A 24,144-nucleotide genomic window follows, 5' to 3' on the forward strand; every position below is an offset into this window, starting at 1 on the left:
CGGGGCCGGCGGCGGGAGGTCTGCCATCGAGTCTGGACCCGCCTCCCGCCCGCCGCACCACGGAGCCGCCCACCGCCGGGGGCGGTGGGCGGCTCCGTGGTGCGGCACCGACTAGTCGAGCGGGCCGCCCGCCACGTAGATGACCTGGCCGGAGACGAAGCCGGCGCCCTCGGAGGCGAGGAAGGAGATGGTGTGCGCGATGTCGTCCGGGGTGCCGACCCGCTGGACCGGGATCGCCGAGGCGGCGGCCTGCTTGAAGGCCTCGAACTCCATGCCGACCCGGGCCGCGGTGGCCGCGGTCATGTCGGTGGCGATGAAGCCGGGGGCGACCGCGTTGGCGGTGACGCCGAACTTGCCGAGCTCGATCGCCAGGGTCTTCGTGAAGCCCTGCAGGCCGGCCTTGGCCGCCGAGTAGTTGGCCTGGCCGCGGTTGCCCTGGGCGGAGGAGGAGGACAGGTTGACCACCCGGCCGAAGCCGGCGTCCACCATGTGCTTCTGCACCGCGCGGGTCATCAGGAAGGCGCCCTTGAGGTGCACGCTCATCACGGTGTCCCAGTCCGACTCGGACATCTTGAACAGCAGGTTGTCGCGGAGCACGCCGGCGTTGTTCACCAGCACCACCGGCGCGCCCAGCTCGGCGGCGATCCGGTCCACCGCAGCCTGCACCTGCGCGGCGTCCGAGACGTCGGCGCCGACCGCGAGCGCGCGGCCGCCCGCGGCCTCGATCGCCTCGGCGGTGCCCTTGGCGTTCGACTCCTCCAGGTCGACCACGGCGACCGCGTACCCGTCGGCGGCGAGCCGCAGCGCGGTGGCCGCGCCGATCCCACGGGCCGCACCCGTCACCACGGCCACCCGCGCCGGAACGAGGGTGGTCACGGACGTGCTCTGCTCGGTCATCTTCGTACTCGTCTCTCTCGAAGTCGGACGACGGGACCGGCACGCGCCGCCGATCCCAGGATGAGAAATAAATGAGTGGCGCAAGGCGCAGCGGAGAAACCCTACCCGCGAGTAAGGTTTCCGGCCAGAGGCAGCGCCGCAGGTGACAGAGGGTGAGGGCGGTCGGCGGCCGGGTGGGTGAACCGGGTCGGGAGCGGTCCCGACATACGGGGGAAATATGCCAACTTCGCCGATCCTGCGACTACTCTGCGCCCCTACCTGCCGGTCCAGGCCGACCGTTTGTATAGTGTGCGCCAGCAGCCACCGGCTGCACGGCCGCAGCGTCCTTACTCACAGCGGGATGCTCACTCGCCGTTACTGCCCCGCCCGGGTGTCCCACACACACCCAGGGCGTGACACCGGGACGGATTTCATGGTGCTGGGGGAGATCCCGACAACCCGCGTGCCCGGCCGACTGCAGCAGTCGCCCGGTCACCTCATCCGCGTGGCCCAGCAGGTGCACACCCGCTTGTGGTCCGAATACGTCGGTACCGAGCTGACGGCTCCGCAGTTCGCGGTGCTGCTGGTACTGGCCCTGGAGCCCGGAGCCGACCAGCGCACGGTCGGCGAACGGGCCTCGCTCGACAAGGCGACGATGGCCGAGATGGTCGCCCGGCTGGTCCGACGGGGCCTGGTGCTCCGCCGCCGCGACCCCGCCGACGGCCGCCGCAAGCTGCTGGCCCTCTCGCAGAACGGCGCTCAGGCCGTGCGCGAGGCGACCGGCGGCGTGGTCCGGGTCCAGCGGACCCTGTTCGAGCCGCTCGGCCCGGACGAGCAGCTGGAGATCGTCCGGATCATGGCGAAGATAGCCCGACTGGAGCCGGCCGCGGTCGCCGTAATGGCGGACGCCCGGCCGACGCTGGACGCCCAGCGGGCGATCGGCTACCTGATCCGGGTGGCCCAGCAGGTGCACACCAAGCTCTGGTCGGAGAAGGTCGGCACCGAGCTGACGGCGCCTCAGTACGCCGTGCTGGACGCGCTGGAGACCGAGCCGGGCGCCGACCAGCGCACGGTCGGCGAGCTGGCCTCGCTCGACAAGGCGACGATGGCCGAGATGGTCAGCCGGCTGGTCCGGCGCGGTCTGGTGCTCCGCCGCCGCGACCCCTCGGACGGGCGCCGCAACCTGCTCTCGCTCTCCCCGACCGGCCAGGAGCTGCTGCACCGCTCCACCGCCGGGGTCCGCGAGGTCCAGGAGGCGCTGCTCGCGCCGCTGGAGCCGCACGAGCACGTGCAGGCGCTGGCGCTGCTCTCCAAGACGGCCAGGCTCTGACCGTTACGAGGTAACGATTCTGCAAAGCGCGGCCCGTTCGCTCGGGCGGCGACCACGCCCCGGCCGGCCACGCGGCACCGGCCGGGGCGAGCCGGAAGGGGCCGACACCACGCCAGGTGTCGGCCCCTTCCGGCTCTGCTTTCCTTCGGCTCCCCGCCGCCCCGCCCGGTGTTGACGGGCCGTCAGCACCGGGCGGGCGGAGGCGTCAGTTCCAGTCGAAGTCGGCCGGGTCCGGGCCGATCCGCTTGCCGGTGGCGATCCCGGCGATCGCGGCCAGGTCCTCGGCGTCCAGCTCGAAGCCCGCCACGTCCAGGTTCTCCCGGATGCGGGCCGGCGTCACCGACTTCGGGATGGCGATCACGCCGGACTGCAGGTGCCAGCGCAGCACCACCTGGGCCGCCGTGCGGCCGTGCTTGGCGGCGATCGCCAGCAGGGCCGGCTCGGCCAGCAGGTCCTTGCCCTGGCCGAGCGGGCTCCACGCCTCGGTGGCGATGCCGTGCTCGGCGTGGAAGGCGCGCAGCTCCTCCTGCGGGAAGTACGGGTGTAGCTCCACCTGGTTCAGCACCGGCTTCACCGCGGACTCCTTGAGCAGCAGCTCCAAGTCCGGCACCCGGAAGTTGGAGACGCCGATCGCCCGGACCCGGCCCTCCGCCCGCAGCTCCTCGAAGGCCGACCAGATGTTCAGGAAGCTGTTCCCGTGCATCGGGCGCGGCCAGTGGATCAGGTACAGGTCCAGCTGCTCCAGGCCGAGCCGGGAGAGCGACTCGTCGAAGGCGCGGCGGACCCTGTCCCGGCCCTGCGGCCCCGACCAGTCGACGGTGCCGGAGTTCCACAGCTTGGTGGTCACGAACAGCTCGTCGCGGGCCACGCCGGACTCGATGATCGCCTGGCCGGTGCCCGCCTCGTTGTCGTAGATCGCGGCGGTGTCGATCGACCGGTAGCCCGCCTCGATCGCGGCCCGGACCGCCGGGACGGCCTCGGCGTCCGGCACCTGCCAGACGCCGAAACCGAGCTGCGGGATGCGGGTGCCGTCGTTCAGCGTGACCACGGGGATCTGGGGTACTGCGGGAGTGCTGCTCACGGGAAGGGGTGCCCTTCGGTCGTCCGTCTGCTTCCGGAAGGCCCGCAACCGCGATGAACAGCGGTCTATTCCCGTTCCGGGTGGGTTCCCCGGAACGGGTGAACACCTGCGGGGTCGGCGGCCGGATCGGGCCGATCCGCCGGAAAACCTGTTGCGTGCGCCCCGCGGCGGCGGCGAGGCTCACCGGCATGTGACGCAGACCACTCTCCCGGCGCACCGCCCCCCGGTGCGCCCGCCGTGTCCCGCCGACGCGCGCCGGCCGCCCCGCGGTTCCTCCCGCCGGGCCCCGCCGCCGCCCCGCCCGCGCCGCCGCCGTCCACCGGCCGCGCCGGGCCGTGTCCGTGCCGCACCCCTGCCCCGCAACGGAGCGACCATGCCGCTCGTCCCCCTGCCGCTGCCCGATCCGGGCCGCCCCGACCTCCGCTCCCCGCTCGCCTTCCTGCGCTGGCTGCAGCGCTCCCAGCGCCGGGGCCAACTGCTCGCCACCCTGTGGAGCACCCTCGAACTCGGCTGCCTGGCGGGCCTGCCCGTCGCCGTCGGCCGCGGCGTCCAGGCCGTCGTGGACGGCGACACCCGCGGCCTGCTCGCGGCCGGCGGCCTCGCCCTGCTGCTCTCGGCCGGCCAGACCGCGATGACGGTGCTGCTGCACCGCCAGGTGGTCTGGAACTGGCTCCAGGCCGCCTCCCAGGTCCGCCAGCTGATGGCCCGTCAAGCCTCCTCGCTCGGTGCCGGGTTGAGTCGGAGGATCGCCACCGGCGAGATCGTCGCCGTCTCCAGCGGCGACGTCGAGAAGATCGGCTGGTACGTCGAGCTGACCTCCCGGCTGTACGGCGCGGTGCTGGCCTGGCTCGGCGTCGGCCTCGTGGTGCTCGCCCGGCAGCCCGACCTCGGCCTCGCCGTGCTGCTCGGCGTTCCCGTGCTGGCCGCCGCCGTCTGGCCGCTGCTCGGCCCCTTCGAACGGCACTACGGCGAGCAGCGCGCGCTCGGCGGCAAGGCCTCCGCGCTCGCCGCCGACACCGTGGCCGGCCTGCGGGTGCTGCGCGGCATCGGCGGCGAGGAACTGTTCCTGCGCCGGTACCGGGCCGCCTCGCAGCAGGTCCGGGCCGCCGCCGTCCGCACCGCCCGCACCTGGGCCGTCATGCAGGCCCAGGAGGTGCTGCTGCCCGGCCTGTTCGTCATCGGGGTGACGTGGTACGGCGCCCGCCGCGTCCTCGACGGCTCGCTCGGCGTCGGCGAGCTGATCGCCGTCTACGGCGCCACCGCCTTCCTGGCCGCCCCGCTGCGGGTCCTCGGCGAGGCCGCGCGCGCCTGGGGCGTCGCCCGGGTCTCGGCCGGCCGCGCCGTCCGGGTGCTCTCACTCACCCGGGACGACGGGTCGACGGACCGTCAGGAGCCTTCGGCAGAGACCGAGTCGGGCGAACCGGAGGTGGCGGAGCTGCTCCGCCGGGCCGCCCGCTCCGACCTGCACGACCCGGTCAGCGGGCTGACCGCGCGGGCCGGGCGGCTCACCGCCGTGGTCTGCGGCGACCCGGACGCCGCGGGCGCGCTCGCCGCCCGGCTCGGCGGGCGGCCCGCGCTCGCCGAGGGGGAGCGGCCCGCGCCCTCCGCCCGGCTCGGCGGGGTGGAGCTCGCCGCCCTGCCGCTGGCCGCCGCCCGGGCCGCCGTGCTGGTCCACGACAAGGAGCCCGCCCTGCTCTCCGGCACCCTCGCCGACCTGTTCGACGTCCCCCGCTCCGGCCGGGTCGAACCGGCCGCGGCCCTCGCCGCCGCCCGCGCGCAGGACGCGCTGGACGCCCTGGTCGACGGCTCGCCCGAGTGCGGCGGCGACCCGATGGCGGCCCGGATCACCGAACGCGGCCGCGCCCTCTCCGGCGGCCAGCGCCAGCGCCTCGCACTGGCCCGGGCGCTGGTCGCCGACCCGCCGGTGCTGGTGCTCGACGAGCCGACCAGCGCCGTCGACGCCCACACCGAGAGCCGGATCGCGGCCGGCCTGGGCGAACTGCGGGCCGGCCGCACCACGGTGGTGCTGGCCACCAGCCCGCTGCTGCTCGACCGGGCCGACACCGTGCTGCTGCTCCAGGACGGCCGGGTCGCCGCCGCCGGCACCCACCGCGAGCTGATGGCCGCCGACCCGCGCTACCGCGCGGTCGTCACCCGGGCCGAGAACGACGGGGCCGCAGCCGGGAGCGCCGGGGCCGTCCCGGCCGTCGTCGCCGCCACCGAGGGAGGTGCCGGGTGAACGCGCCGGTCCGCCGCCCCCCACCCCGTCCGGCCCCGTCCCGAAGGAGCGCACCGTGAAGCCCCCGACGACCCACGAGCAGGGGCCGGCCACCACGCTGCCGGTCGGCTCGCCGCAGGCCGTCCGGGCCTACGGCCGGATGCTGGCCCGGCGGCACCGCCGCGGCCTGGCCCTGATGGTCGGCCTGCACGGGACGGCGACGGTCGCGGGCCTGGTCGGGCCCGCCGTGCTCGGCTCGCTGGTCGAGTCGCTGGCCACCGGCGGCGGCACCGCCGGGGTGACGGCCGCCGTCGCCTGGTACCTCGGCGCGCTGCTGGTCCAGTCGCTGTTCACCGGGCTGTCGCTGATGCGCGGCAGCATGCTCGGCGAGGAGGTGCTGGCCGACCTCCGGGAGGACTTCCTGGTCCGCTCGGTCGCCCTGCCGCTCGGCGTGCTGGAGCGGGCCGGCACCGGCGACCTGGTCTCCCGCGGCACCACCGACATCGACCGGCTGGCCCGCTCGGTGCGCGACGCGGTGCCCGAACTCGTGATCGCCGCCGTCTCCGTGCTGCTGGTGCTCGGCGCCCTGGTGGTGACCTCCCCGCTGCTCGCCGCCACCGCGGTGTTCGGCCTGCCCCTGCTGCTGCTCACCTCCCGCTGGTACTTCCGGCGGGCCCCGCAGTCCTACCGCAACGAGTCCGCCGGGTACGCCGCGGTCAACACCGTGCTCGCCGAGACGGTCGACGCCGGGCCGACGGTGGAGGCGCTCCGGCTCGGCGACCGCCGGGTGGAACTGACGGACCGGAAGATCCGCGAGTGGATCTCCTGGGAGCGCTACACCCTGTGGCTGCGCACCGTCTGGTTCCCCACCGTGGACGGCACCTACGCGCTCGCCGTGCTCGGCACCCTGGTGCTGGGCGGCCTGTTCGCCCTGCACGGCTGGATCACGCCGGGCGGCCTGACCACCGGGGTGCTGTACGCGCAGGCGCTGGTGCACCCGGTCTCCCGCATCCTGCGCTGGTACGACGAACTGCAGATCGGGCAGACCTCGCTGGCTCGGCTGGTCGGCGTCCACGAGGTCGCCGAACCGGACACCGACGCCGGGCTCCGGCCGACCGGGCGCCGGGTCGAGGCGCACCGGGTCGGCTTCGGCTACCACGAGGGGACGGACGTGCTGCGCGACATCACGCTGGACGTCGAACCCGGCAGCCGGGTCGCCCTGGTCGGGCCGTCGGGGGCGGGCAAGTCCACCCTCGGGCGGCTGCTCGCCGGGATCTACGCCCCGGGCCGCGGCCGGGTCACGCTCGGCGGGGCCCCGCTGTCCCGGATGCCCGCCGAGCGGGTCCGCGCCGAGGTCGCGCTGGTCAACCAGGAGCACCACGTGTTCGTCGGCACGCTCCGCGACAACCTGCGCCTCGCCCGCGCCGAGGCCGACGACACCGAGCTGCGGGCCGCGCTCGCCGCGGTCGACGCCACCGCCTGGGCGGACGCGCTGCCCGACGGGCTGGACACCGAGGTCGGCTCCGGCGGCACCGCGCTGACGCCCGCCCAGGCCCAGCAGCTGGCGCTGGCCCGGTTGGTGCTGGCCGACCCGCACACCCTGGTGCTGGACGAGGCCACCTCGCTGCTCGACCCGCGGGCCGCCCGGCACCTGGAGCGCTCGCTCTCCCGGGTGCTGGCGGGCCGCACCGTGGTGGCGATCGCGCACCGGCTGCACACCGCGCACGACGCCGACGTGATCGCGGTGGTCGAGCGCGGCCGGATCACCGAGTACGGCCCGCACCCGGAGCTGGTCGCCTCCGGCGGCCCGTACGCGGCGCTCTGGCGCTCCTGGCGGGACGAACGACCGGAGGGCGACGGGGGAGGAGCGGCCGGGGCACCGCACTGTGGCGCGGACGGGTGAACGGGGCGGCCCGGCCGGTGGTGGCGCACCGGTTCGGGCCCGGGCCGGGCGCAGACTGCGGGAGTGACCAAGACATCAGGTGGTTCTCCGTCCGGCACCCGGGGCAGCGGTGAGATCGCGGGCGTCCCGACCCGGTACATCGGCATCGGCGTCATCGTCGTCCTGGCGATCTGGTTCCTGTTCGCCAACCTGGACAAGGTGAGGATCCAGTTCTGGGTCTTCACCGTCACCTGCCCGCTGTGGATCGCGCTGCTGGCGACCCTGCTCGGCGGCGCGGCGCTGGGCTGGCTGATGAAGGGGCGGCGCAGCAGGTGACGGCCCCGGGGGAGAGCACGGGGCCGTCACCGGGCCGGCCGGTGGGGCCGGTGCCGGTGGGGGAGCCGCTGATCGAACTGCGCGGGGTGAACAAGCACTACGGGCAGCTGCACGTGCTCCAGGGCATCGACCTGACGGTGGGTCGGGGCGAGGTCGTGGTGGTGATCGGCCCGTCCGGGTCGGGCAAGTCCACGCTCTGCCGGGCGATCAACCGGCTGGAGACGGTGGAGAGCGGCGAGATCCTGATCGAGGGCCGGCCGCTGCCCGCCGAGGGCAAGGGCCTGGCGAAGCTGCGCGCCGAGGTCGGGATGGTGTTCCAGTCCTTCAACCTGTTCGCGCACAAGACGGTGCTGCAGAACGTGACGCTGGCCCCGATCAAGGTCCGGCGGCGGGCGAGGGCCGAGGCCGAGACCAAGGGCCGGGCGCTGCTGGAGCGGGTCGGGCTGGCCGCGCACGCCGACAAGTACCCGGCGCAGCTCTCCGGCGGCCAGCAGCAGCGGGTGGCGATCGCCCGCGCGCTGGCGATGGACCCGAAGGCGCTGCTGTTCGACGAGCCGACCTCCGCGCTCGACCCCGAGATGATCAACGAGGTGCTGGAGGTCATGCGGGCGCTCGCCGCCGAGGGCATGACGATGGTGGTGGTCACCCACGAGATGGGCTTCGCCCGCTCCGCCGCGAACCGGGTGGTCTTCATGGCCGACGGCCGGATCGTCGAGGACCGGGTCCCCGAGGAGTTCTTCGCCGACCCGCACAGCGAGCGGGCCCGGGACTTCCTGTCCAAGATCCTGAAGCACTGAGGCGGCGGGGTTGAGGAAACACATCGCGCTGCCCGCGCTGCCCGTGCTCCTGCTGCTCGCGGTGCTGTCCGGCTGCGGCAAGGAGGGCACCCCGCCGCCGAAGGGCCCGCAGCCCGGGGCGCTGCCCAGCTACCAGGTCCGCGGCCCGGACGCCGTCACCGGCTCGTCGACGCTGGCCGCGGCCCGCTCGCGCGGCCACCTGGTGGTCGGCGCCAAGGAGGACCAGCCCTACCTGGGGCAGAAGAACCCGGCCACCGGCGAGTACTCCGGCTTCGACATCGAGATCGCCCGGATGCTCGCCGCCGACCTCGGCTTCGCCCCCGGGCAGGTCGAGTTCCGCACCATCGCCTCCGCCAACCGCGAGACGGCGCTGCAGAACGGGCAGGTCGACTACTACGTGGGCACCTACACCATCAACGACAACCGCAAGAAGCTGGTCGGCTTCGCCGGCCCGTACTTCATCGCCGGGCAGTCGCTGCTGGTCCGCAAGAACGAGACCAGGATCCAGGGCCCGCAGGACCTGGCCGGCCGGAAGGTCTGCTCGGCCGCCGGCTCCACCCCGTACCAGCGGATCCAGAAGGACTACCCGAAGGCCAAGCTGATCGGCTACGACACCTACTCGGCCTGCGTGGACAACCTGGTCAGCGGCCAGGTCGACGCCGTGACCACCGACAACGCGATCCTGCAGGGCTACGCGGCGAAGGTCCCCGACGAGATGAAGGTGGTTGGGCAGCCGTTCTCCACCGAGCCGTACGGCATCGGCGTCCCGAAGGGCGACACCGCGCTGCGCCTCGCCCTCGACGACGCGCTGCGGCGGCACGAGGAGAACGGCGACTGGAAGAAGGCGTACGACGCCACCCTCGGCCTCTCCGGGGTGCCCGCGCCGCAGCCGCCCGCCATCGACCGCTACCAGTAGGGAGGGAGCACGGATGCACGTCCTGACCGACAACTGGTCCACCTACTGGCACGGGTTCCTCGGCACGCTCTGGCTGACCCTGGTCAGCGCGGCGCTGGCGCTCGCGCTCGGGGTGCTGATCGCGGGCTTCCGGGTCTCGCCGGTCAAACCGCTGCGGGCCTTCGGCACCGGCTGGGTGACGGTGCTCCGCAACACCCCGCTGACCCTGCTGTTCTTCATCGTGGTGCTGGGCCTGCCCCGGTTCGACATCACGCTGCCGTTCTTCACCTTCGCGGTGCTCGCGCTCGGCTGCTACACCTCGGCGTTCGTCTGCGAGGCGCTGCGCTCCGGGGTGAACACCGTGCCGACCGGGCAGGGCGAGGCGGCCCGCAGCCTCGGCATGACCTTCACCCAGACCCTGGCGCTGGTGGTGCTGCCGCAGGCCTACCGCTCGGTGGTCGCCCCGCTGGGCAGTGTGATGATCGCACTGGCGAAGAACACCGCGATCGCCGGCTCGTTCAGCGTGGTCGAACTGCTCGGCACCTACCGCACCATCAACGAGCTGGGCTACAGCATCATCTGGACCTTCGTCTGGATCGCGCTCGGCTACCTGGTCCTGACGCTGGCGATCAGCGCCCTGTTCAACCTGCTGGAACGACGGGTGGCGGTGTCCCGATGACGGTCGAGTCCTCCGCGCTGTACGACGTCCCCGGCCCGAAGGCGCTGGCCCGGCACCGGCTGTACGGGTGGCTGGCGCTCCTGGTGCTCGCCGCGCTGGTCGGCTGGGTGGTCTGGATGCTGTTCCACACCCAGCAGTTCACCTACCAGAAGTGGATGCCCTTCGAGTACAAGGGCGTCCAGCGGCTGCTGCTGCGCGGCCTGGGCAACACCCTGCGGGCCTTCGGCTGGACGGTGCTGTTCGCGCTGCCCTTCGGCGCGCTGTTCGCGGCCGGCCGGCTCTCCGACCACCGGCCGGTGCGCTGGATCTCGACCCTGGTGGTGGAGTTCTTCCGGGCCATGCCGCTGCTGGTGATGATCTTCTTCATCTTCGTGGCGCTCAAGGCCCCGCCGATGTGGGCGCTGGTCGCCGGTCTGACCCTCTACAACGGCTCGGTGCTGGCCGAGGTGTTCCGGGCCGGCGTGCTCGCCGTCCCCAAGGGCCAGCAGGAGGCCGCGTACGCGCTCGGGCTGCGCAAGACCCAGGTGATGGCGTACGTGCTGGTGCCGCAGGCGAACCGGGCGATGCTGCCGACCATCGTCAGCCAGCTGGTGGTCGCGCTGAAGGACACCTCGCTCGGGTTCCTGATCACCTACGAGGAGTTCCTGCACGCCGGGAAGCTGATCGCCACCAACCTCGACTACGACCTGCCGTTCATCCCCGTGGTGCTGGTGATCGCCCCCGTCTACATCGGCATGTGTCTGCTGCTCTCCTGGTTCGCCAAGTGGCTGGAACGGCGCGGCCGCCGCGACCCCAAGGTGAAGGGCGGCGCGCCGATCGCCCCCGCCGGGCTCACCCCCGACCCGCAGGGGTAGCGGAGGACCGGACCCCGGCCGTCGGACCCCGACCGTCGGAGGGCGACCGTCGGAGGGCGACCGTCGGAGGTCGACCGCGCCGGTCGGCTAGGGTCGAGGGTCGACGACGCTGTCCGGAGCCCGAGGAGTTGTGATGTCCCTGCTGCCCACCCGCGACGGCCTCCCCGAGGCCGAGGTGATCGACCGGCGGGAGGGCCCGTACGGCGAGGTGGCGCTGCGCCGCCGCGGCGGGCACTACGAGATCATCGCCAACGGCTGCTTCCTGATGGACACCGCCGACGGCCGCTCCGAACGGCTGCTGATCGACGCCGCGCTGGACGAACTCGCCGCCGACGGGCGCCCGGTGGACCGCCCCAGCCTGCTGATCGGCGGCCTCGGCGTCGGCTTCTCGCTCGCCCACGCCGCCGCCGAACCGCGCTGGGGCCGGATCGCCGTGGTCGAGCGGGAGGCCGCGATCATCGACTGGCACCGCACCGGTCCGCTCGCCGCGTTCTCCGCCGGAGCGCTGGACGACCCCCGGGTGGAGGTCCTGCACACCGACCTGGTGGCCCACCTCGCCCGGGACGGCGAACGCCACGACGCGCTCTGCCTCGACATCGACAACGGCCCCGACTGGACGGTCGACGCCGCCAACGACCACCTCTACGGCCCGACCGGACTGGCCAACGCCGCCGCCCGGCTCCGCCCCGGCGGCGTCCTCGCGGTGTGGAGCGCCCGGCCCTCCACCGCCTTCGAACAGGCGCTCCGGGAAGCCGGGTTCACCCACGTCCGGACCGAGGAGATCCCCGTCGAGCACGGCCTGCCCGACGCCGTCCACCTGGCCCGGCGCCCCTGAACGCGCACCCTCCGCACCTGCGGGAACACCGGCCGTCGCCGAAGCGGTGAGGTGGCGGCCGGGTGCGGAAATCGTGTGCGTGATGCGGTTCCGCCGCGGCCTCCGGTAGGGCATGATCGCCGCCATGGCGGACGACCGGACCGACCTCCTGGAACAACTCTGGGACGAGGTCGGCACCATGCCCTTCCCCCGGGGCTGGTACCAGCACGAACCCGGGGGCCACAGCCTGGTGATCCTGCACACCACCCTGTCCGGTGGCGCGGCCGCCGTCCTCGACGGCCCGCTCGACGAACGGCACCGCGACCACCTGCGCAGCCACCTCGCCGTGCTGACCAGGCTGCTCCCTGCCTTCGCCCACGACCCGTACGCCGCACGGTACTTCGGCGCCGTCCACCGGATGGCGCGGCTGGCGGAGGAGATCGACCGCGAGCGCACCGGCGGCTGACCCGCCGGCGGGGCCGGACCGGTGGTGACGGTGGGCCAGGCGGCGGTCGGGCTGCGGTCAGGCGGCGGTCAGGCGGCGGTGAGGACCGTGCGGAGGCGGGCGACGTCCGCGCGCCAGGCCGGGCCCTCGTCCGTCTCGTCCCAGAGCTCGGCGAGTTCGGACTCCTCGGCCAGGACCCGGGTCAGCGCCGCCACGGCGAGCGGGCGGAGGTCGGCGGCGAGGGCCGGGAGGGGCTCCTGCGGGCCGTACGCCGTGGTGACCGGGGTGCCGTTCGGGCACTGGGCGGCGATCAGGGCGGCGGCGGCCACGGCGGTCACCGCCACGTCCGAGTCGAGGTAGTCGTCGGCGCCGACGGCCAGGACCTCCGTCAGGGCCGTGCGGAGCAGGGCGCCGCGTTCGGCCGGCGCGGCTTCGTCCAACTCGCCGCTGAAGTCGGCGGCGTGGTCGTTGTCGAACGCGCCGATGTCCCAGGTACCCATGTCGTCTGCTCCCTCCGAGGCCAGTGCCGTGATCTTCGCAAGCGGCACTGACAGGCCGGAACGCGAACGGCGAGCCGCGGTGGGCGGCTCGCCGTTCTGACGGGGCGTCGGGTCGGATCAGCCGAACGGGCTGGTCGCCGGCGGCGGCGGGGCCTGCTGGGCCGACGCGGCCGGGGTGGCGGGCGGGGGTGCCGTCTGGCCGAAGGGGTTGAAGTCCGGCGGCGGGACCTTGACCAGGGTGCCCTTGCGCTCCTCGCCCTCCTCCGCCGGAGCGGCCGCTGCGGCGGCCGGGGTCGGGGGCGCGAAGGGGTTGAAGTCCGCCGGGGGGACCTTCACCAGGGTGCCCTTGGTCGGGTCCGCGGGCTCCGCCGGAGCGGCCGGGGCCGGGACGGTCGGCGGGGTGGTCGGACGCGGCGGGATACCGGCGGGCGGGCCGGTGACGGTGCCGAACGGGTCGGACGGCTCGGAGGAGAGCGTCGTGCCGAACGGGTCCGCCGCGGCCGCCGGACGCGGAGCCGCCACCGGGGCGGGAGCGGGAGCCGGGGCTGCTGCGGCGGGCGCCGCGGGCGGGGGCGTCGTCTGGCCGAAGGGGTTGAAGTCGGGCGGCGGGACCTTGACCAGGGTGCCCTTGCGTTCTTCGCCGTCCTCGGCCGGGGCAGCAGGCTGGGGTGCGGCCGGAGCGGGTGCGGGTGTGGTGAAGGGGTCGGGGGTGGCGAAGGGGTCCTTCCCGCCGAACGGGTCTGCTGCCGGGGTGGTTGCCGGGGCTGCTGCGGCCGGGGTGGCGGGCGGGGGCGTCGTCTGGCCGAAGGGGTTGAAGTCGGGCGGCGGGACCTTGACGAAGGTGCCCTTGCGCTCCTCGCCGTCCCCGGCGGGAGCTGCCGCTGCGGCGGGCTGGGGTGCGGGGGTGGCGAACGGGTCGCTGCCGCCGAACGGGTCTGTTGCCGGGGCCTGTTGGGCGGGCACGGTGGCCGGGGGTGCCGTCTGGCCGAAGGGGTTGAAGTCCGGCGGCGGGACCTTGACGAAGGTGCCCTTGGGCCGTTCCTGCTCCTGCTCCTGGGCCGGGGCCGTGGGGGTGGGCGGGGCGGAGTCCAACGAGGCCAGCACCGGCGTGGCCTGCGCGGGCAGTTCGGTCGGTGCGGGCGTGGCGAACGGGTTGAAGTCGGCGGGCGGCACCCGGACCGCCGTCCCGGCGGCGGTCTCCACGGGCTCGGGCGCCGGCAGCGGTGCGACGGGCGGCGGGGCGACCGGAGGAGTGGGCGGCAGCGGAGCCGCAGGGACGGCCGGGGCGACGGGCGGGGCCTGGACGACCGGGGGCGCGGCAACGGGCGGAGCGGTGACCGGGGGAGCGGTCGGCGCGGCTGCCTGGGCCGGGACCGCGCGGCCCACCGGCACCGGCGCGGGAGCCACCGCCACGCCGTCCCAGGCGAGTTGGACCGAGCAGAGCAGGTCGGCGAAGACCGTGGTGTACAGGTCCCAGTCCTCGGTGTCCGAGGTGCTGAACTGCACGGTCAGCACGGTGTTCCCGTCCGGCATCGGCACGAAGGCCTCGGCCACGGTGCTCACCCCGCCGTTGCCGGCGTCCCGGAGCTCCTTGAGCGCGGGCACCGCCCGGCTCTCCACCAGCACCGCCGCCGGACCGGCCGGCAGCAGCACCGTCCACACCTCGGCGTACGGGCGGTCGGTGGACAGCTCCACCGCCAGCTCCTGGATCGGCTGCGAGCAGGGCACGGTGGACACCACCAGCGACACCCGGGCCCGCCGACCGCCGATCTCCAGCGCGCCGACGCCCGCGTAGGCGACGTCCGCGGTGGCGAAGCGCTCGGCGAGCAGGGCCGCCACCACCGCGAAGTCGTTGCGCTCGGCCGGGGACGCGCCGGAGAACAACTCCTCGGCGGTCTCGGACAGATGGGCCGAGAGCGCGTTGCCCGAACCGCGGACCGTCAGGGTGTGGAACACCGGCGGGACCACCAGCCGGGCCTCCACCCCCGAGCCGGTCGACAGCTCGTCCGGGGCCACCGTCGCCCGGGGCTCGGCCAGCGCGGCCAGCGCCGGGGTGAACCCGACCGTCGGCTCGTCGCCCAGCGGGGCGGGCTCCGCCGCCAGCTGCAGGGTGGAGGCCGACGGCAGGTCGGTCAGGCCGAGCAGGGACGCGCCGAAGCGGTTGGTCAGCACCGGGACGGCCTCGCGGCCCGCGGCCGCGTTCGGGCGGCGGGTGCTGGAGACCTCGATCACGGTGCCCAGCCGGGGCACGGAGAGCAGGCCGGGGCCGATCTGGCTGATCCGCAGACCGAACAGGGCCTTGGCGGCCGGGTGCGCGGAGCGGCGGAACGCGGTCAGCGCGTCGACCGGGTAGTGGGTGGCGCGGCTGCCGAGAAGTGCGGCGCACGCCGCGTCCAGCGTGGCCGTGATCCGGTCTGCGGCGGCGAAGCCGTCCTGCGTCATTCGCCGAGCCCCCTCGTTCTCGGGTGTGGACAGTCCAGGCACTTTTTATCAGACGTGGACGACCCGGCACGTGGGGACGCCGGAAGGGCCTGCGGCGCCGGGGACAGGACGGGGCGCTCCCGGCACGGGAATGCCTGCGGCGCCGGGGCGGGGGACGGCTGAAGGACGGGGTGGGGGAGGGGCGGGTCTCAGGGGGCGGGCGGAGCGGCCAGGCGGAGCAGGGATTCGGTGAGGGCCGGGGTGGCCAGGGTGGCGGCGAGGTCGCGGACCAGGCGGCCGGTGGGGCCGTCGGGCCGTTCGGTGGCGAAGAACTCGCCGAGCAGGGAGGCGAGTTCGGGCTCGCGGGTGGCCGCGACGGCGAGTGCGGCGACCAGCTCCTGGACCAGTTGGAGCTGGAGCGTCTCGGCCGGGACGGGCTTGTCGGCCAGCCAGTCCAGCGAGCTGATCTCGGCGTTGGCGATCCAGGCCCGGACGGTGCGGCGCAGCGTCGGGCCGGGGTCGGGCAGGCCGAGGTGGTGCAGGATCTGCTCCTGCGCGGCCCGCCGGACCTGGTCGATGACGGCGTCGGCGTCCGGGCTGGCGGCGACCGAGCCGCCGCGCAGCAGCGCGCTGAAGCCGGCCGCGTGCGACTGGACGAAGTCGAGGTAGCGGCCCATCACCCGGTACAGCCGCTCGGAGAGCGGGCCGTCGGCGGGCTCCTCGAAGCGGCCGGCCAGCTCGCGGCCGGCCCGGCGCAGGGCCTCCTCGTAGAGGGCCTGTTTGCCGGGGAAGTAGTGGTACACCAGCGGGCGGGAGGCGCCGGCGGCGGCCGCGATGTCGTCGATCGAGACGTCCTCGGGGGCGCGGTCCGAGAACAGTTCGAGGGCGACCGCGATCAGCTGCTCGCGGCGCTCGTCGACGCTGAGCCGCCGCCGGGGTGCCCGGGCGGGTCGCTGTTCCTCCGCGCTGGGCGCCACGGACGGCGTACGGGAAGCCATGCCGCCCACCCTAGTTCGTCGGGGGCGGCCGGGGACAGCGCGGACCCGCCGGTCAGCCGGTGGCGCGGAGTTCCAGGTAGCGCCGCCAGGCCTCGCGGCCGTCCGGGACGAACTCCCAGGTGGCGAGGCGGTCGGTGAGTTCGTCCTCGGTGAGCCAGTCGTACCAGCCGACCTCGGAGGTCTGCGGGGAGACCGGGCCGTCCCACTCGGCCTCGTGGACGTCCGACCACCAGCTGTACCTGTCGCCGTCGGAGTAGCGGAAGCGGAACAGCGGGCGGGTGCGCACGCCGCTGACGCCCAGCTCCTCCTCGGCCTCGCGGACGGCGGCGTCGGCGTAGCTCTCGCCGGTGCCGACCACGCCGCCGACGAAGCAGTCGTAGGCGTTCGGGGCGAAGGTCTTGGCGGGGCTGCGGCGGTGGGTGAAGATCCGCCCGCGCGGGTCGCGGACCAGGACGAAGACGCAGCGGTGGATCAGGCCGTCGCGGTAGACCTCGGAGCGGGGCGCGGTGCGCAGCACCCGGTCGTGCTCGTCGACCACGTCCAGGATCTCGTCGAGGTCGGTGGCGGGAGCGAGGTCGGTGGCGGGGGCGTCGGAGTTGTCCATGCCCGCCATTGTGGCCCGGGGACGCCGTCACCCGAAAGAGTTGGTGTACGGAGCATTTTGTCGGGGGATGAATCGGGCGAACCGTCAGATCACGTCCTCGGGAGCAGAGTTGAAGATCCGTGCCGCCGTCCTGTCCCTCGCCACCGCGCTGGTCGCGGTCGGCACCGCTTTGCCCGCCTCAGCCGCGCCGGTGGAGTCCGTCCGCTCGGGCCTGGACTGCACCACCTGGGTCCACAACAACGACCCGCTCTACGGCGGGGTGGACTGCCGGAACAACACCGGCGGCCCCGTCACCTTCCACGCCAACATCGTCTGCGGCTGGGCGCCGGACGTGACGGGCAACTCGGTGACGGTCCAGCCCGGGCGGGTGGGCGAGTCCTCCGGCCACTGCGCCTTCTACTCCACCGGCATCGGCGGCATCGGGTGGACGGTGGAGTGAGGTGGAGTGAAATGGCGTGACGGGAGTGCCTAGAGTGGCCGGGTGGTCGAGATCCAGGGGTACACGGCGGACGGCTTCGAACCGGTCCGGGAGGCGTTCGCGGGCAACTTCCAGCGGTACGGGGAGTTGGGCGCGGCCTTCGCGCTGTACCTGGACGGCCGCAAGGTGGTCGACCTGTGGGGCGGTGACGCCCGGCCCGAGGTCGGGGCGCGTCCGGCCCCGGCCGTCGGCTGGAGCGAGGGCACCGCGCAGGTGCTCCGCTCGGTGACCAAGGGGCTGACGGCGGCCGCCGCGCTGCACCTCGCGCAGCGCGGGAGGCTCGACCTGGACGCCCCGGTCGCCTCCTACTGGCCGGAGTTCGCGCAGGCCGGCAAGGGCCGGGTGCCGGTCCGCTGGCTGCTGTCGCACCAGGCGGGGCTGCCCGCGCTGGACGTGCCGCTGCGGATCGAGGACGTGCTGGCCTGGGAGCCGGCCGCGGCCGCCGTCGCCGCGCAGGCCCCCGCCTGGGAGCCCGGCACCGCGCACGGCTACCACCCGCTGACCTTCGGCTGGCTGGTCGGCGAGGTGGTGCGGCGGGCCGACGGCCGCAGCGTGGGGCGGTACTTCGCCGAGGAGATCGCCGGTCCGCTCGGGCTCGACCTGTGGATCGGCCTGCCCGGCTCCGAGGCCGGCCGGGTCGGCCGGCTGGTCGACCTGCCCGCCCCGGAGGCCGCCCGGACCGCCCCGAACGGGATGCGGATGCGCCCCAAGCAGTCGGTGCTGGACGCCTACCGGGACCCGAACTCGCTGACCGCCCGGTCGTTCGGCGCGGTGCGCAGCAGCGTCGACCTGAACGACCCGGCGGTGCGGGCCGTCGAGGTGCCGGGCGCGGGCGGCATCGGCACCGCCCGCTCGCTGGCCCGGTTCTACGCGGCGCTGATCGGCGCCGCGGACCGGGCCGACGCCCCGGGGCAGCGCCTGCCCGCGCTGCTCGGGCCGGCCGCGCTGGCCGAGGCGGCCGGGCCCTCGGTGCACGGCCCGGACCGGGTGCTGATCGTCAACACCACCTTCGGCCAGGGCTTCTTCCGGCACGGCGGCACCTCGCCGATGGCCTCCCCGGCGAGCTTCGGCCACCCCGGCCGGGGCGGCTCGCTGGGCTTCGCCGACCCGGAGCTGGGCCTGGGCTTCGGCTACGTCACCAACGGCATGCAGCCCGGCGTCACCGGCGACGTCCGCTCCCGGGCGCTGATCGAGGCGGTCCGCCGCTGCCTGGCGGCCCGGGGCTGAGCCCGGGGCCGAGCCGCCGGGCAGCGGCCGCCGCGGGCTCACCAGAGCTGGTCCCACCACCAGGCGATCTCCGGGTAGGGCGGCGGGGTGAGCCGGCCGTCGGCGGGGCGCTCGGCCCGGGGGGCCGCCGGGCGGCTGCCGGGCACCCGCTCGCCGTACCGGGCGGAGGTGAAGCCCCACTCCAGGTTCCCGCTCACCAGGTTGGACAACTGCTGGATGTAGCGCCGCAGTTCGGCGCCGCCGCGGCGGGCGGTGCGGTCCGACAGGCGGAGGAACAGGCACATCGTCCGGTCGTGCAGGGCGGCGGCCTCCAGCAGGGCCTGCTCGCGGCCGCAGCCCAGGTGGCGCTGGAGCGCGTCGACGATGTTGCTCTCCAGCGCGCCGTGGCTGTCCTCGCGCCGGTAGGAGTAGAGGTCGGCGGAGACCAGCACCAGGAACTTCGCGGCCTGGGTGAGCGCGTGCACCCGCGGCGAGTCCAGCTGGGACTGCGGGATCGCGGTCCGCTCGCAGACCTCGATCACGTCGATGCAGGAGCGGCTGCCGCGGTCCAGCGGACCGATCGTCAGGTACTCGGCGAGCGTCATGGTCCGGCCCTCGGTGCGGTACGCGACCACCGTGGCGGCGCCCATGAAGGACTCCAACTGGCTGTCCGCCCACCGCTTCACGGCCAGCGCGGGGGCCCATTCGCGGGCCCGGTGGAACACGTCCCGGACGGAGGCGACGTACAGGTCGGATTCGTGCGGATGCGAGTTCGCCGAGTTGATAACAGCGAGTAGCGTGGCTGCTATGGTGAGTACACGGGAGGGGTTCCGGCTCAGTCGGCCGGTGTCCCACTCGTCGTCGAGCGTGAGCATGCTGCACAGCCACTGCGAGACCAGTTCCAGCCCCGCGGTGCCTTCGGCGTCCTTGGCGATCCGGCAGACGAACTCGTGGGCCCCGATGGCCAGGAGCCGTCGTCGGCGCTCGGCGTCGCTGCTGAAACCCATTGCCTCGAGCCACAGTTCGGTGCTCTTCCCCACCGCCTCGTGGTCGGGGTGGAGGGCCGACGGAATGGGGCAGAAAAGTGGGGGTATGGCAGCCAACGTGTCTCCAGAGCAGCCTGTTGCCGGTGGGTCATGGTGCGAGGTCTTCCGACCCGGGCGATGGCCTTCCCCCACTAAGATCCACTACACCCCGGTGATCCGAACGTTACCCAATCGGATCGTCAGATGTCCTGAGTAGTAAGGCATTTGCCCCGGGCACCGCCGCCTAACCCTGCATCAGGTCCCCGGCCTGCGCGAACGCCGCCCGCCGGGCCCGCGGCGGCGCTAAGGTCGGGAACGGAGTGCCGGACGGCGAGGCGGAGGGACGGACGTGGCCGAGGAACAGGGCGGACCGCAGCAGGGGGCGGTCGGGGCGGGCGGGCCCGGCGAACGGCTCTGGGAGCGCGAACAGGAGCTGAGGTCCGCCGAGCAGGCCGTGGAGCGGCTGTGCCGCGAGTTCGCCGCGGGCGGCACCAAGATCGGCGAACTGCTGGTCTTCTACGGCAAGCCCGGCATCGGCAAGACCTCGGTGCTGGAGCAGGTCCGGCGGATCGCCGGGGCGCGGCAGGACTCCACCGTGCTGTTCGCGCGCGGCAACGAACGCCAGCGCAAGGCGCCGTTCCGGGTGCTGCGCCAACTGCTGCTCCCGGTGCTCGGCGAACTCGACGAGGCCGAGCGCGCCGAGGTGTTCGGCAACTGGTACAACATCGTCGCGCCCGCCGTCGGCCTGGAACCGCCCTCCGACGAGGTCGAGCGGATCGACCCGCAGGGCATCCACGACGGTCTCGACTTCGTCATCACCCAACTGGCGCCCCGGCGCGCCCCGCTGGTGGTGGCCGTCGACGACCTGCACGCCGTCGACCAGGAGTCGCTGGCCTGGCTGGCCTCCTTCGCGCTGCGCGCCCGCGACCTGCCGGTGCTGCTGGCCTTCGCCTACCGCGAGGAGTTCACCCCCGAGGGCCGCCCCTACGTCGAGCAGATCGCCGCCCAGGCCGTCCGCCAGCACGAACTGCGGCCGCTCAGCCCGGTGTCGATCGCCGAGATCGTGCACGCCGAGTTCGCCGAGGCCGACGACGCCTTCTGCCGCCAGGTCTGGGCGGTCACCGCCGGCGCCCCGTACGACACCGTGGCGCTGCTGCGCGAGGTCCGCGACCAGAACCTCGAACCCGTCGACGAGAACTCGCCCCGGCTGCGCGACCTCGCGGCCGCCGCCCGGGGCGAGGGCCTCGACTACTGGCTCGACAAGCTCGGCCCCACCTCGATCCGGTTCGCCTGGGCCGCCGCCCTGCTCGGCACCGACATCAAGGAGGACCTGGCCGCCGCGATCTGCGGGCAGGGCCCCGCCCAGGCCGCCGAATCGGTCCGCGAGCTGCGCCGCCTGCGGGTGCTCACCAGCCAGCCCAACGGCCGACTGGAGTTCGTCCACCCGCTGATCGCCACCTCCATCTACCAGTCGATCCAGCCCGCGGTCCGGGCGGGCATGCACGGCGTGGCCGCCAACGTGATCGAGAACAGCGGCGGCTCGCTGCTGGCCGCCTCCCGCCACCTGCTGGAGACCCACCCCGGCGAGGGCGACGACCTGATCGTCCGCAAGCTCCGCCGGGCCGCCGCCGAGAACCTGGCGATCGGCGCCCCCGAGGCCGCCCGCCGCTGTCTGGAGCGCGCCCTCAACGAGCCGCCGGACGAGGAGGACCGGGCCGAGGTGCTGTACGAACTCGCCTGCGCCAGCCTGCTCACCGACCCCGAGTCCACCGCCAACCAGCTGCGCCGGGCCCTCGACATCGAGGACGGCCTCAGCCCCGACCTGCGGGTCGAGGCGGTCTTCCGGCTCTCCGAGGTGATCGCGCACGGCGGCGACCTGAGCGGGGCCGCCGCGCTCTGCCTGGAGGAGTCCGAGCACACCCCCGAGGGCCCCGGACGGCTCCGGCTGCTGGTCGCCCACCTGCTCTACACCGCGCTGCGCCGGGACGAGGACGACGGCCCCGGCCGCGCCGCCCAGGTCGCCCGGCTGGTGGCGGAGGTCGACCCGGAGAGCGAGGCCGCCCGCCCGGTCCGCGCCCTGCACGCCTGGGACCTCACCCTCCAGGGCCGCAGCACCGCCGAGGCGCTGGCCGTCGCCGAGAGCGCGCTGTGCGACGGCCGGCTGCCGCGCGGCCTCGGCTGGACCAACACCACCTGGAACTTCGAACTCCCCGCGCTGCTCGGCCTCTGCTTCGCCTACAACGACGAACTCGCCCGCGCCGAGAAGCTGTTCAGCTCCGCCATCCTGGAGTTCGAGATCGCCGGGTGGAGCGGCGCGCACCGGGGCTTCGCCTACTTCCTGATGGGCTTCGCCCGGCTGCGCCGCGGCTTCCTCCCCGAGGCCGAGGACTTCCTCCGCCGCGGCCTGCGGATCGCCGACCGGATGGGCGACGGCCTGCCGCTGCAGCTGAACCTGGTCGGCACGCTGATCGACACCCTGCTCGCCCGCGGCCGCGACCAGGAGGCCTCCGAGATCGCCCGCAAGTACCGCTTCGCGCCGCCGTACCACCACACCGCGCTGCTGCTCCCCGACGTGGCCACCATCTACGGCAAGCTGCTGATCTCCCGCGGCGAGCACGACATGGCCGTCGAGGTGCTGGCCGAGACCGGCATGCGGCTGGACCGGCGCGGCTGGCGCTCCCCGGTGCACGCCCCGTGGGCCGGCCACCTGGCGGTGGCGATGGCGCACCGGGACCTGCCGTCCGCCCGGAAGAACGGCGACGACGCGATCGCCCGGGCCAAGGAGTCCGGTTCGCGCTCGGCGCTCGGCTCCGCGCTGCGGCTGGCCGCCAGCGTCTGGGAGGGCGCGCACGCGGTGGAGCTGCTGCAGGAGTCGGTCGCGGTGCTGGGCCTCTCCCCGGCGAGCTACGAGCACGCGCACGCCCTGGTCGACCTCGGCGCCGCCCTGGTGGCGGTCGGCCGCAGCGTGGAGGCCGCCGAACACCTCTACCAGGGAATGGAGTTGGCCAAGCACTGCGGTGCGGACGGCCTGGAGGTCCGGGCCCGCAACGTGCTGTCCAGCTCGAACCTGCGGCCCAGCCGGGTGCTCCAGCCGCCCCGGGACACCCTCAACCCGCAGGAGCGCCAGATCGCCGAGCTCGCGGCGCACCGGATGCCGGCCCAGCGGATCGCCGAGCGGCTGCAGCTGCCGGTCGGCCTGGTCCGGCAGCGGCTGGCCGCCGTCCACCGCAAGCTCGGCACCGGGCCGGAGGGCCTCGCGGAGGCGCTCGGGCTGCCCGCCGACGGCCCCGGACCGGACGCCTGACGGCCCGTCGGTCGCTCCGGCGCGCGGGGACGGGTCACCGGGCCGCGCGCCGGGGCGGGCTACGCTGACGGAGCAGGAAGATCACGAACCGAGGAGCAGCCCCATGACCGCGTCGGACCTGCCCACCGAGGTGCACCGGGCACCCTTCGACCACTCCGGTGCGGGCGTGGGCCTGGAGCGGTGGACGCTGCGCTCCGGCCCGGTCGAGGCCACCGTGATCACGCTCGGCGCGGCGCTGCACACCCTGACCGCCCCGGACCGGGACGGCGTGCCCGCCCAGGTGCTGCTGACCACGGACGACGTCGGCCTGCTGCTCGGCCCGGCCAGGCACTACGGGGTGACGGTCGGCCGGTACGCCAACCGGATCGCGGGCAGCCGGATCACCCTGGACGGCGAGGAGTTCGCGCTGCTGCCGACCGGCCACGGCGTCACGCTGCACGGCGGCCCGGACTCCTTCTCGCACCGGGTCTGGGCGGCCGAGGAGATCCCCGGCGGGGTGCGGATGCACCTGCACTCCCCGGACGGCGACCAGGGCTTCCCGGGCGCGCTGGACGTCTGGGCCGACTTCACCCTGCACGGCTCCGAGCTGGCCATCTCCTACCGGGCCGTGACCACCCGGCCCACCGTGGTCAACCTGACCAACCACGCCTACTTCAACCTGGCGGGCGAGGGCAGCGGCGACGTGCTGGGGCACCTGCTGACGCTGGACGCCGACCAGTACACGCCGGTGAACGAGCAGCAGGTGCCGTACGGCCCGTACGAGCCGGTGGCGGGCACCCCGTTCGACTTCACCACGGCCCGGGCGATCGGTGAGGGGATCGCGGCGGGCGGCGCCGAGGGGCACCCGCAGCTGAAGGCCTCGCGCGGCTACGACCACAACTGGGTGCTGCGCGAGCGCCCCGCGGACGGGCCGCCGGTGCGGGCCGCGCTGCTGGCGGACCCGGGCAGCGGCCGCACCCTGGAGGTGCTGACCACCGAGCCGGGCCTCCAGGTGTACACCGCGAACGGCTTCGACGGCTCGGTCACCGGCCCGTCCGGCGCGGCGCACGGCCCGTTCGCGGGCGTGGCGCTGGAGACCCAGCACCACCCGGATTCGCCGCACCACCCGCAGTACCCGTCGACCGAGCTGCGGCCGGGGCAGGAGTTCCGCTCCACCACCGTGCTGCGGCTGGGCACCGCCGACTGATCCGGCCCCGCCCGTCCGAGGGCCCCCGGGAGCGCCGGCCGCTCCCGGGGGCCCTTCCGCATGTCCGGGGCCCGTTGGCTGCAAGGAGTTTCCGCAAGGCGACGGACGGTCAAGACGCACGACGGCAACTCTAAGGACACGTGGACGTAACGATCCCCGTCATCTTACGGAAACTTGCTGCAAGGGCTTTCAGCAACTCGGGGGCCGCTGTTACG

At 74.4% G+C, this 24,144-nt stretch carries 21 protein-coding genes; 14 read left to right on the forward strand and 7 right to left on the reverse strand.

Translation table 11 applies throughout. The annotated features are described in order from the left end of the window. Positions 1–111: 111 nt before the first annotated feature. Positions 112–897 (reverse strand): 3-oxoacyl-ACP reductase FabG, encoded by a 786-nt coding sequence (fabG, locus tag ACIOHG_RS29780; protein WP_400955117.1) that lies wholly within the window; start codon positions 895–897, stop codon positions 112–114. Positions 898–1,381: 484 nt separating this feature from the next. Here fabG and ACIOHG_RS29785 point away from each other — a divergent pair, with 484 nt between their 5' ends. Beyond that, entirely contained in the window at positions 1,382–2,206 is an 825-nt protein-coding gene (locus tag ACIOHG_RS29785; RefSeq protein WP_400955119.1) for a MarR family winged helix-turn-helix transcriptional regulator, read from the forward strand. Between the two features lie 205 nt (positions 2,207–2,411). Here ACIOHG_RS29785 and ACIOHG_RS29790 read toward each other — a convergent pair whose 3' ends face one another. After that, positions 2,412–3,287, reverse strand: coding sequence for an aldo/keto reductase (locus tag ACIOHG_RS29790; protein ID WP_400955121.1), 876 nt, complete (start codon positions 3,285–3,287; stop codon positions 2,412–2,414). 373 nt (positions 3,288–3,660) lie between these two features. Here ACIOHG_RS29790 and ACIOHG_RS29795 point away from each other — a divergent pair, with 373 nt between their 5' ends. From ACIOHG_RS29795 to ACIOHG_RS29835, 9 genes are all read left to right on the forward strand, one after another. Beyond that, the gene (locus ACIOHG_RS29795; RefSeq protein WP_400955123.1) at positions 3,661–5,526 is read left to right on the forward strand and encodes an ABC transporter transmembrane domain-containing protein; all 1,866 of its coding nucleotides are present in this window, start codon (positions 3,661–3,663) and stop codon (positions 5,524–5,526) included. A gap of 55 nt (positions 5,527–5,581) precedes the next feature. Beyond that, positions 5,582–7,408: an ABC transporter ATP-binding protein gene (locus ACIOHG_RS29800; RefSeq protein WP_400955124.1), complete on the forward strand. Its 1,827-nt coding sequence runs from the start codon at positions 5,582–5,584 to the stop codon at positions 7,406–7,408. 63 nt (positions 7,409–7,471) lie between these two features. After that, a complete protein-coding gene (locus ACIOHG_RS29805) occupies positions 7,472–7,723 on the forward strand; it encodes a LapA family protein (RefSeq protein ID WP_400955127.1) in 252 nt (83 codons plus the stop codon). Positions 7,724–7,773: 50 nt separating this feature from the next. Next, positions 7,774–8,520 carry an amino acid ABC transporter ATP-binding protein gene (locus ACIOHG_RS29810; RefSeq protein ID WP_400955129.1) on the forward strand — a complete coding sequence of 249 codons (747 nt, stop codon included), beginning with the start codon at positions 7,774–7,776 and terminating at the stop codon, positions 8,518–8,520. Between the two features lie 10 nt (positions 8,521–8,530). Beyond that, positions 8,531–9,436, forward strand: a complete 906-nt coding sequence (locus ACIOHG_RS29815) for a glutamate ABC transporter substrate-binding protein (protein WP_400955132.1) — start codon at positions 8,531–8,533, stop codon at positions 9,434–9,436. 13 nt (positions 9,437–9,449) lie between these two features. Next, on the forward strand, positions 9,450–10,094 hold the full coding sequence (locus ACIOHG_RS29820; protein WP_400955134.1) for an amino acid ABC transporter permease: 645 nt from the start codon (positions 9,450–9,452) through the stop codon (positions 10,092–10,094). Further along, a complete protein-coding gene (locus ACIOHG_RS29825; RefSeq protein ID WP_400955137.1) occupies positions 10,091–10,948 on the forward strand; it encodes an amino acid ABC transporter permease in 858 nt (285 codons plus the stop codon). Before ACIOHG_RS29820 ends, ACIOHG_RS29825 begins: the two co-directional genes overlap by 4 nt. Before the next feature lie 133 nt (positions 10,949–11,081). Next, the gene (locus tag ACIOHG_RS29830; protein WP_400955139.1) at positions 11,082–11,783 is read left to right on the forward strand and encodes a spermidine synthase; all 702 of its coding nucleotides are present in this window, start codon (positions 11,082–11,084) and stop codon (positions 11,781–11,783) included. Positions 11,784–11,907: 124 nt separating this feature from the next. Continuing rightward, a complete protein-coding gene (locus ACIOHG_RS29835; protein WP_400955142.1) occupies positions 11,908–12,228 on the forward strand; it encodes a hypothetical protein in 321 nt (106 codons plus the stop codon). A gap of 68 nt (positions 12,229–12,296) precedes the next feature. Here the strand turns inward: ACIOHG_RS29835 and ACIOHG_RS29840 are convergent, their stop codons facing one another. The 4 genes from ACIOHG_RS29840 to ACIOHG_RS29855 form a co-directional block, all read right to left on the reverse strand. Beyond that, positions 12,297–12,707, reverse strand: a complete 411-nt coding sequence (locus ACIOHG_RS29840) for a DUF4259 domain-containing protein (RefSeq protein ID WP_400955144.1) — start codon at positions 12,705–12,707, stop codon at positions 12,297–12,299. A gap of 117 nt (positions 12,708–12,824) precedes the next feature. Further along, complete coding sequence (locus tag ACIOHG_RS29845; protein WP_400955146.1) at positions 12,825–15,149, reverse strand: hypothetical protein; 2,325 nt, start codon at positions 15,147–15,149, stop codon at positions 12,825–12,827. Between the two features lie 188 nt (positions 15,150–15,337). Then, positions 15,338–16,126: a TetR/AcrR family transcriptional regulator gene (locus tag ACIOHG_RS29850; RefSeq protein WP_400955147.1), complete on the reverse strand. Its 789-nt coding sequence runs from the start codon at positions 16,124–16,126 to the stop codon at positions 15,338–15,340. Positions 16,127–16,178: 52 nt separating this feature from the next. Continuing rightward, positions 16,179–16,730, reverse strand: coding sequence for an NUDIX hydrolase (locus tag ACIOHG_RS29855; protein ID WP_400955149.1), 552 nt, complete (start codon positions 16,728–16,730; stop codon positions 16,179–16,181). Positions 16,731–16,839: 109 nt separating this feature from the next. On the opposite strand from ACIOHG_RS29855, the gene ACIOHG_RS29860 reads away from it, so the two are divergent. Both ACIOHG_RS29860 and ACIOHG_RS29865 read left to right on the forward strand, forming a co-directional pair. Continuing rightward, a complete protein-coding gene (locus tag ACIOHG_RS29860; RefSeq protein WP_400955151.1) occupies positions 16,840–17,169 on the forward strand; it encodes a hypothetical protein in 330 nt (109 codons plus the stop codon). Positions 17,170–17,211: 42 nt separating this feature from the next. After that, positions 17,212–18,435 (forward strand): serine hydrolase domain-containing protein, encoded by a 1,224-nt coding sequence (locus ACIOHG_RS29865; protein ID WP_400955153.1) that lies wholly within the window; start codon positions 17,212–17,214, stop codon positions 18,433–18,435. Between the two features lie 38 nt (positions 18,436–18,473). Here the strand turns inward: ACIOHG_RS29865 and ACIOHG_RS29870 are convergent, their stop codons facing one another. Further along, positions 18,474–19,421 carry a hypothetical protein gene (locus ACIOHG_RS29870; RefSeq protein ID WP_400955154.1) on the reverse strand — a complete coding sequence of 316 codons (948 nt, stop codon included), beginning with the start codon at positions 19,419–19,421 and terminating at the stop codon, positions 18,474–18,476. Between the two features lie 367 nt (positions 19,422–19,788). On the opposite strand from ACIOHG_RS29870, the gene ACIOHG_RS29875 reads away from it, so the two are divergent. Continuing rightward, positions 19,789–22,743, forward strand: a complete 2,955-nt coding sequence (locus ACIOHG_RS29875; RefSeq protein WP_400955156.1) for an ATP-binding protein — start codon at positions 19,789–19,791, stop codon at positions 22,741–22,743. A gap of 103 nt (positions 22,744–22,846) precedes the next feature. Next, on the forward strand, positions 22,847–23,929 hold the full coding sequence (locus tag ACIOHG_RS29880) for an aldose epimerase family protein (RefSeq protein ID WP_400955158.1): 1,083 nt from the start codon (positions 22,847–22,849) through the stop codon (positions 23,927–23,929). Positions 23,930–24,144 lie beyond the last annotated feature (215 nt).

The organism is Kitasatospora sp. NPDC088134 (assembly GCF_044741705.1).
GTDB lineage: Bacteria > Actinomycetota > Actinomycetes > Streptomycetales > Streptomycetaceae > Kitasatospora.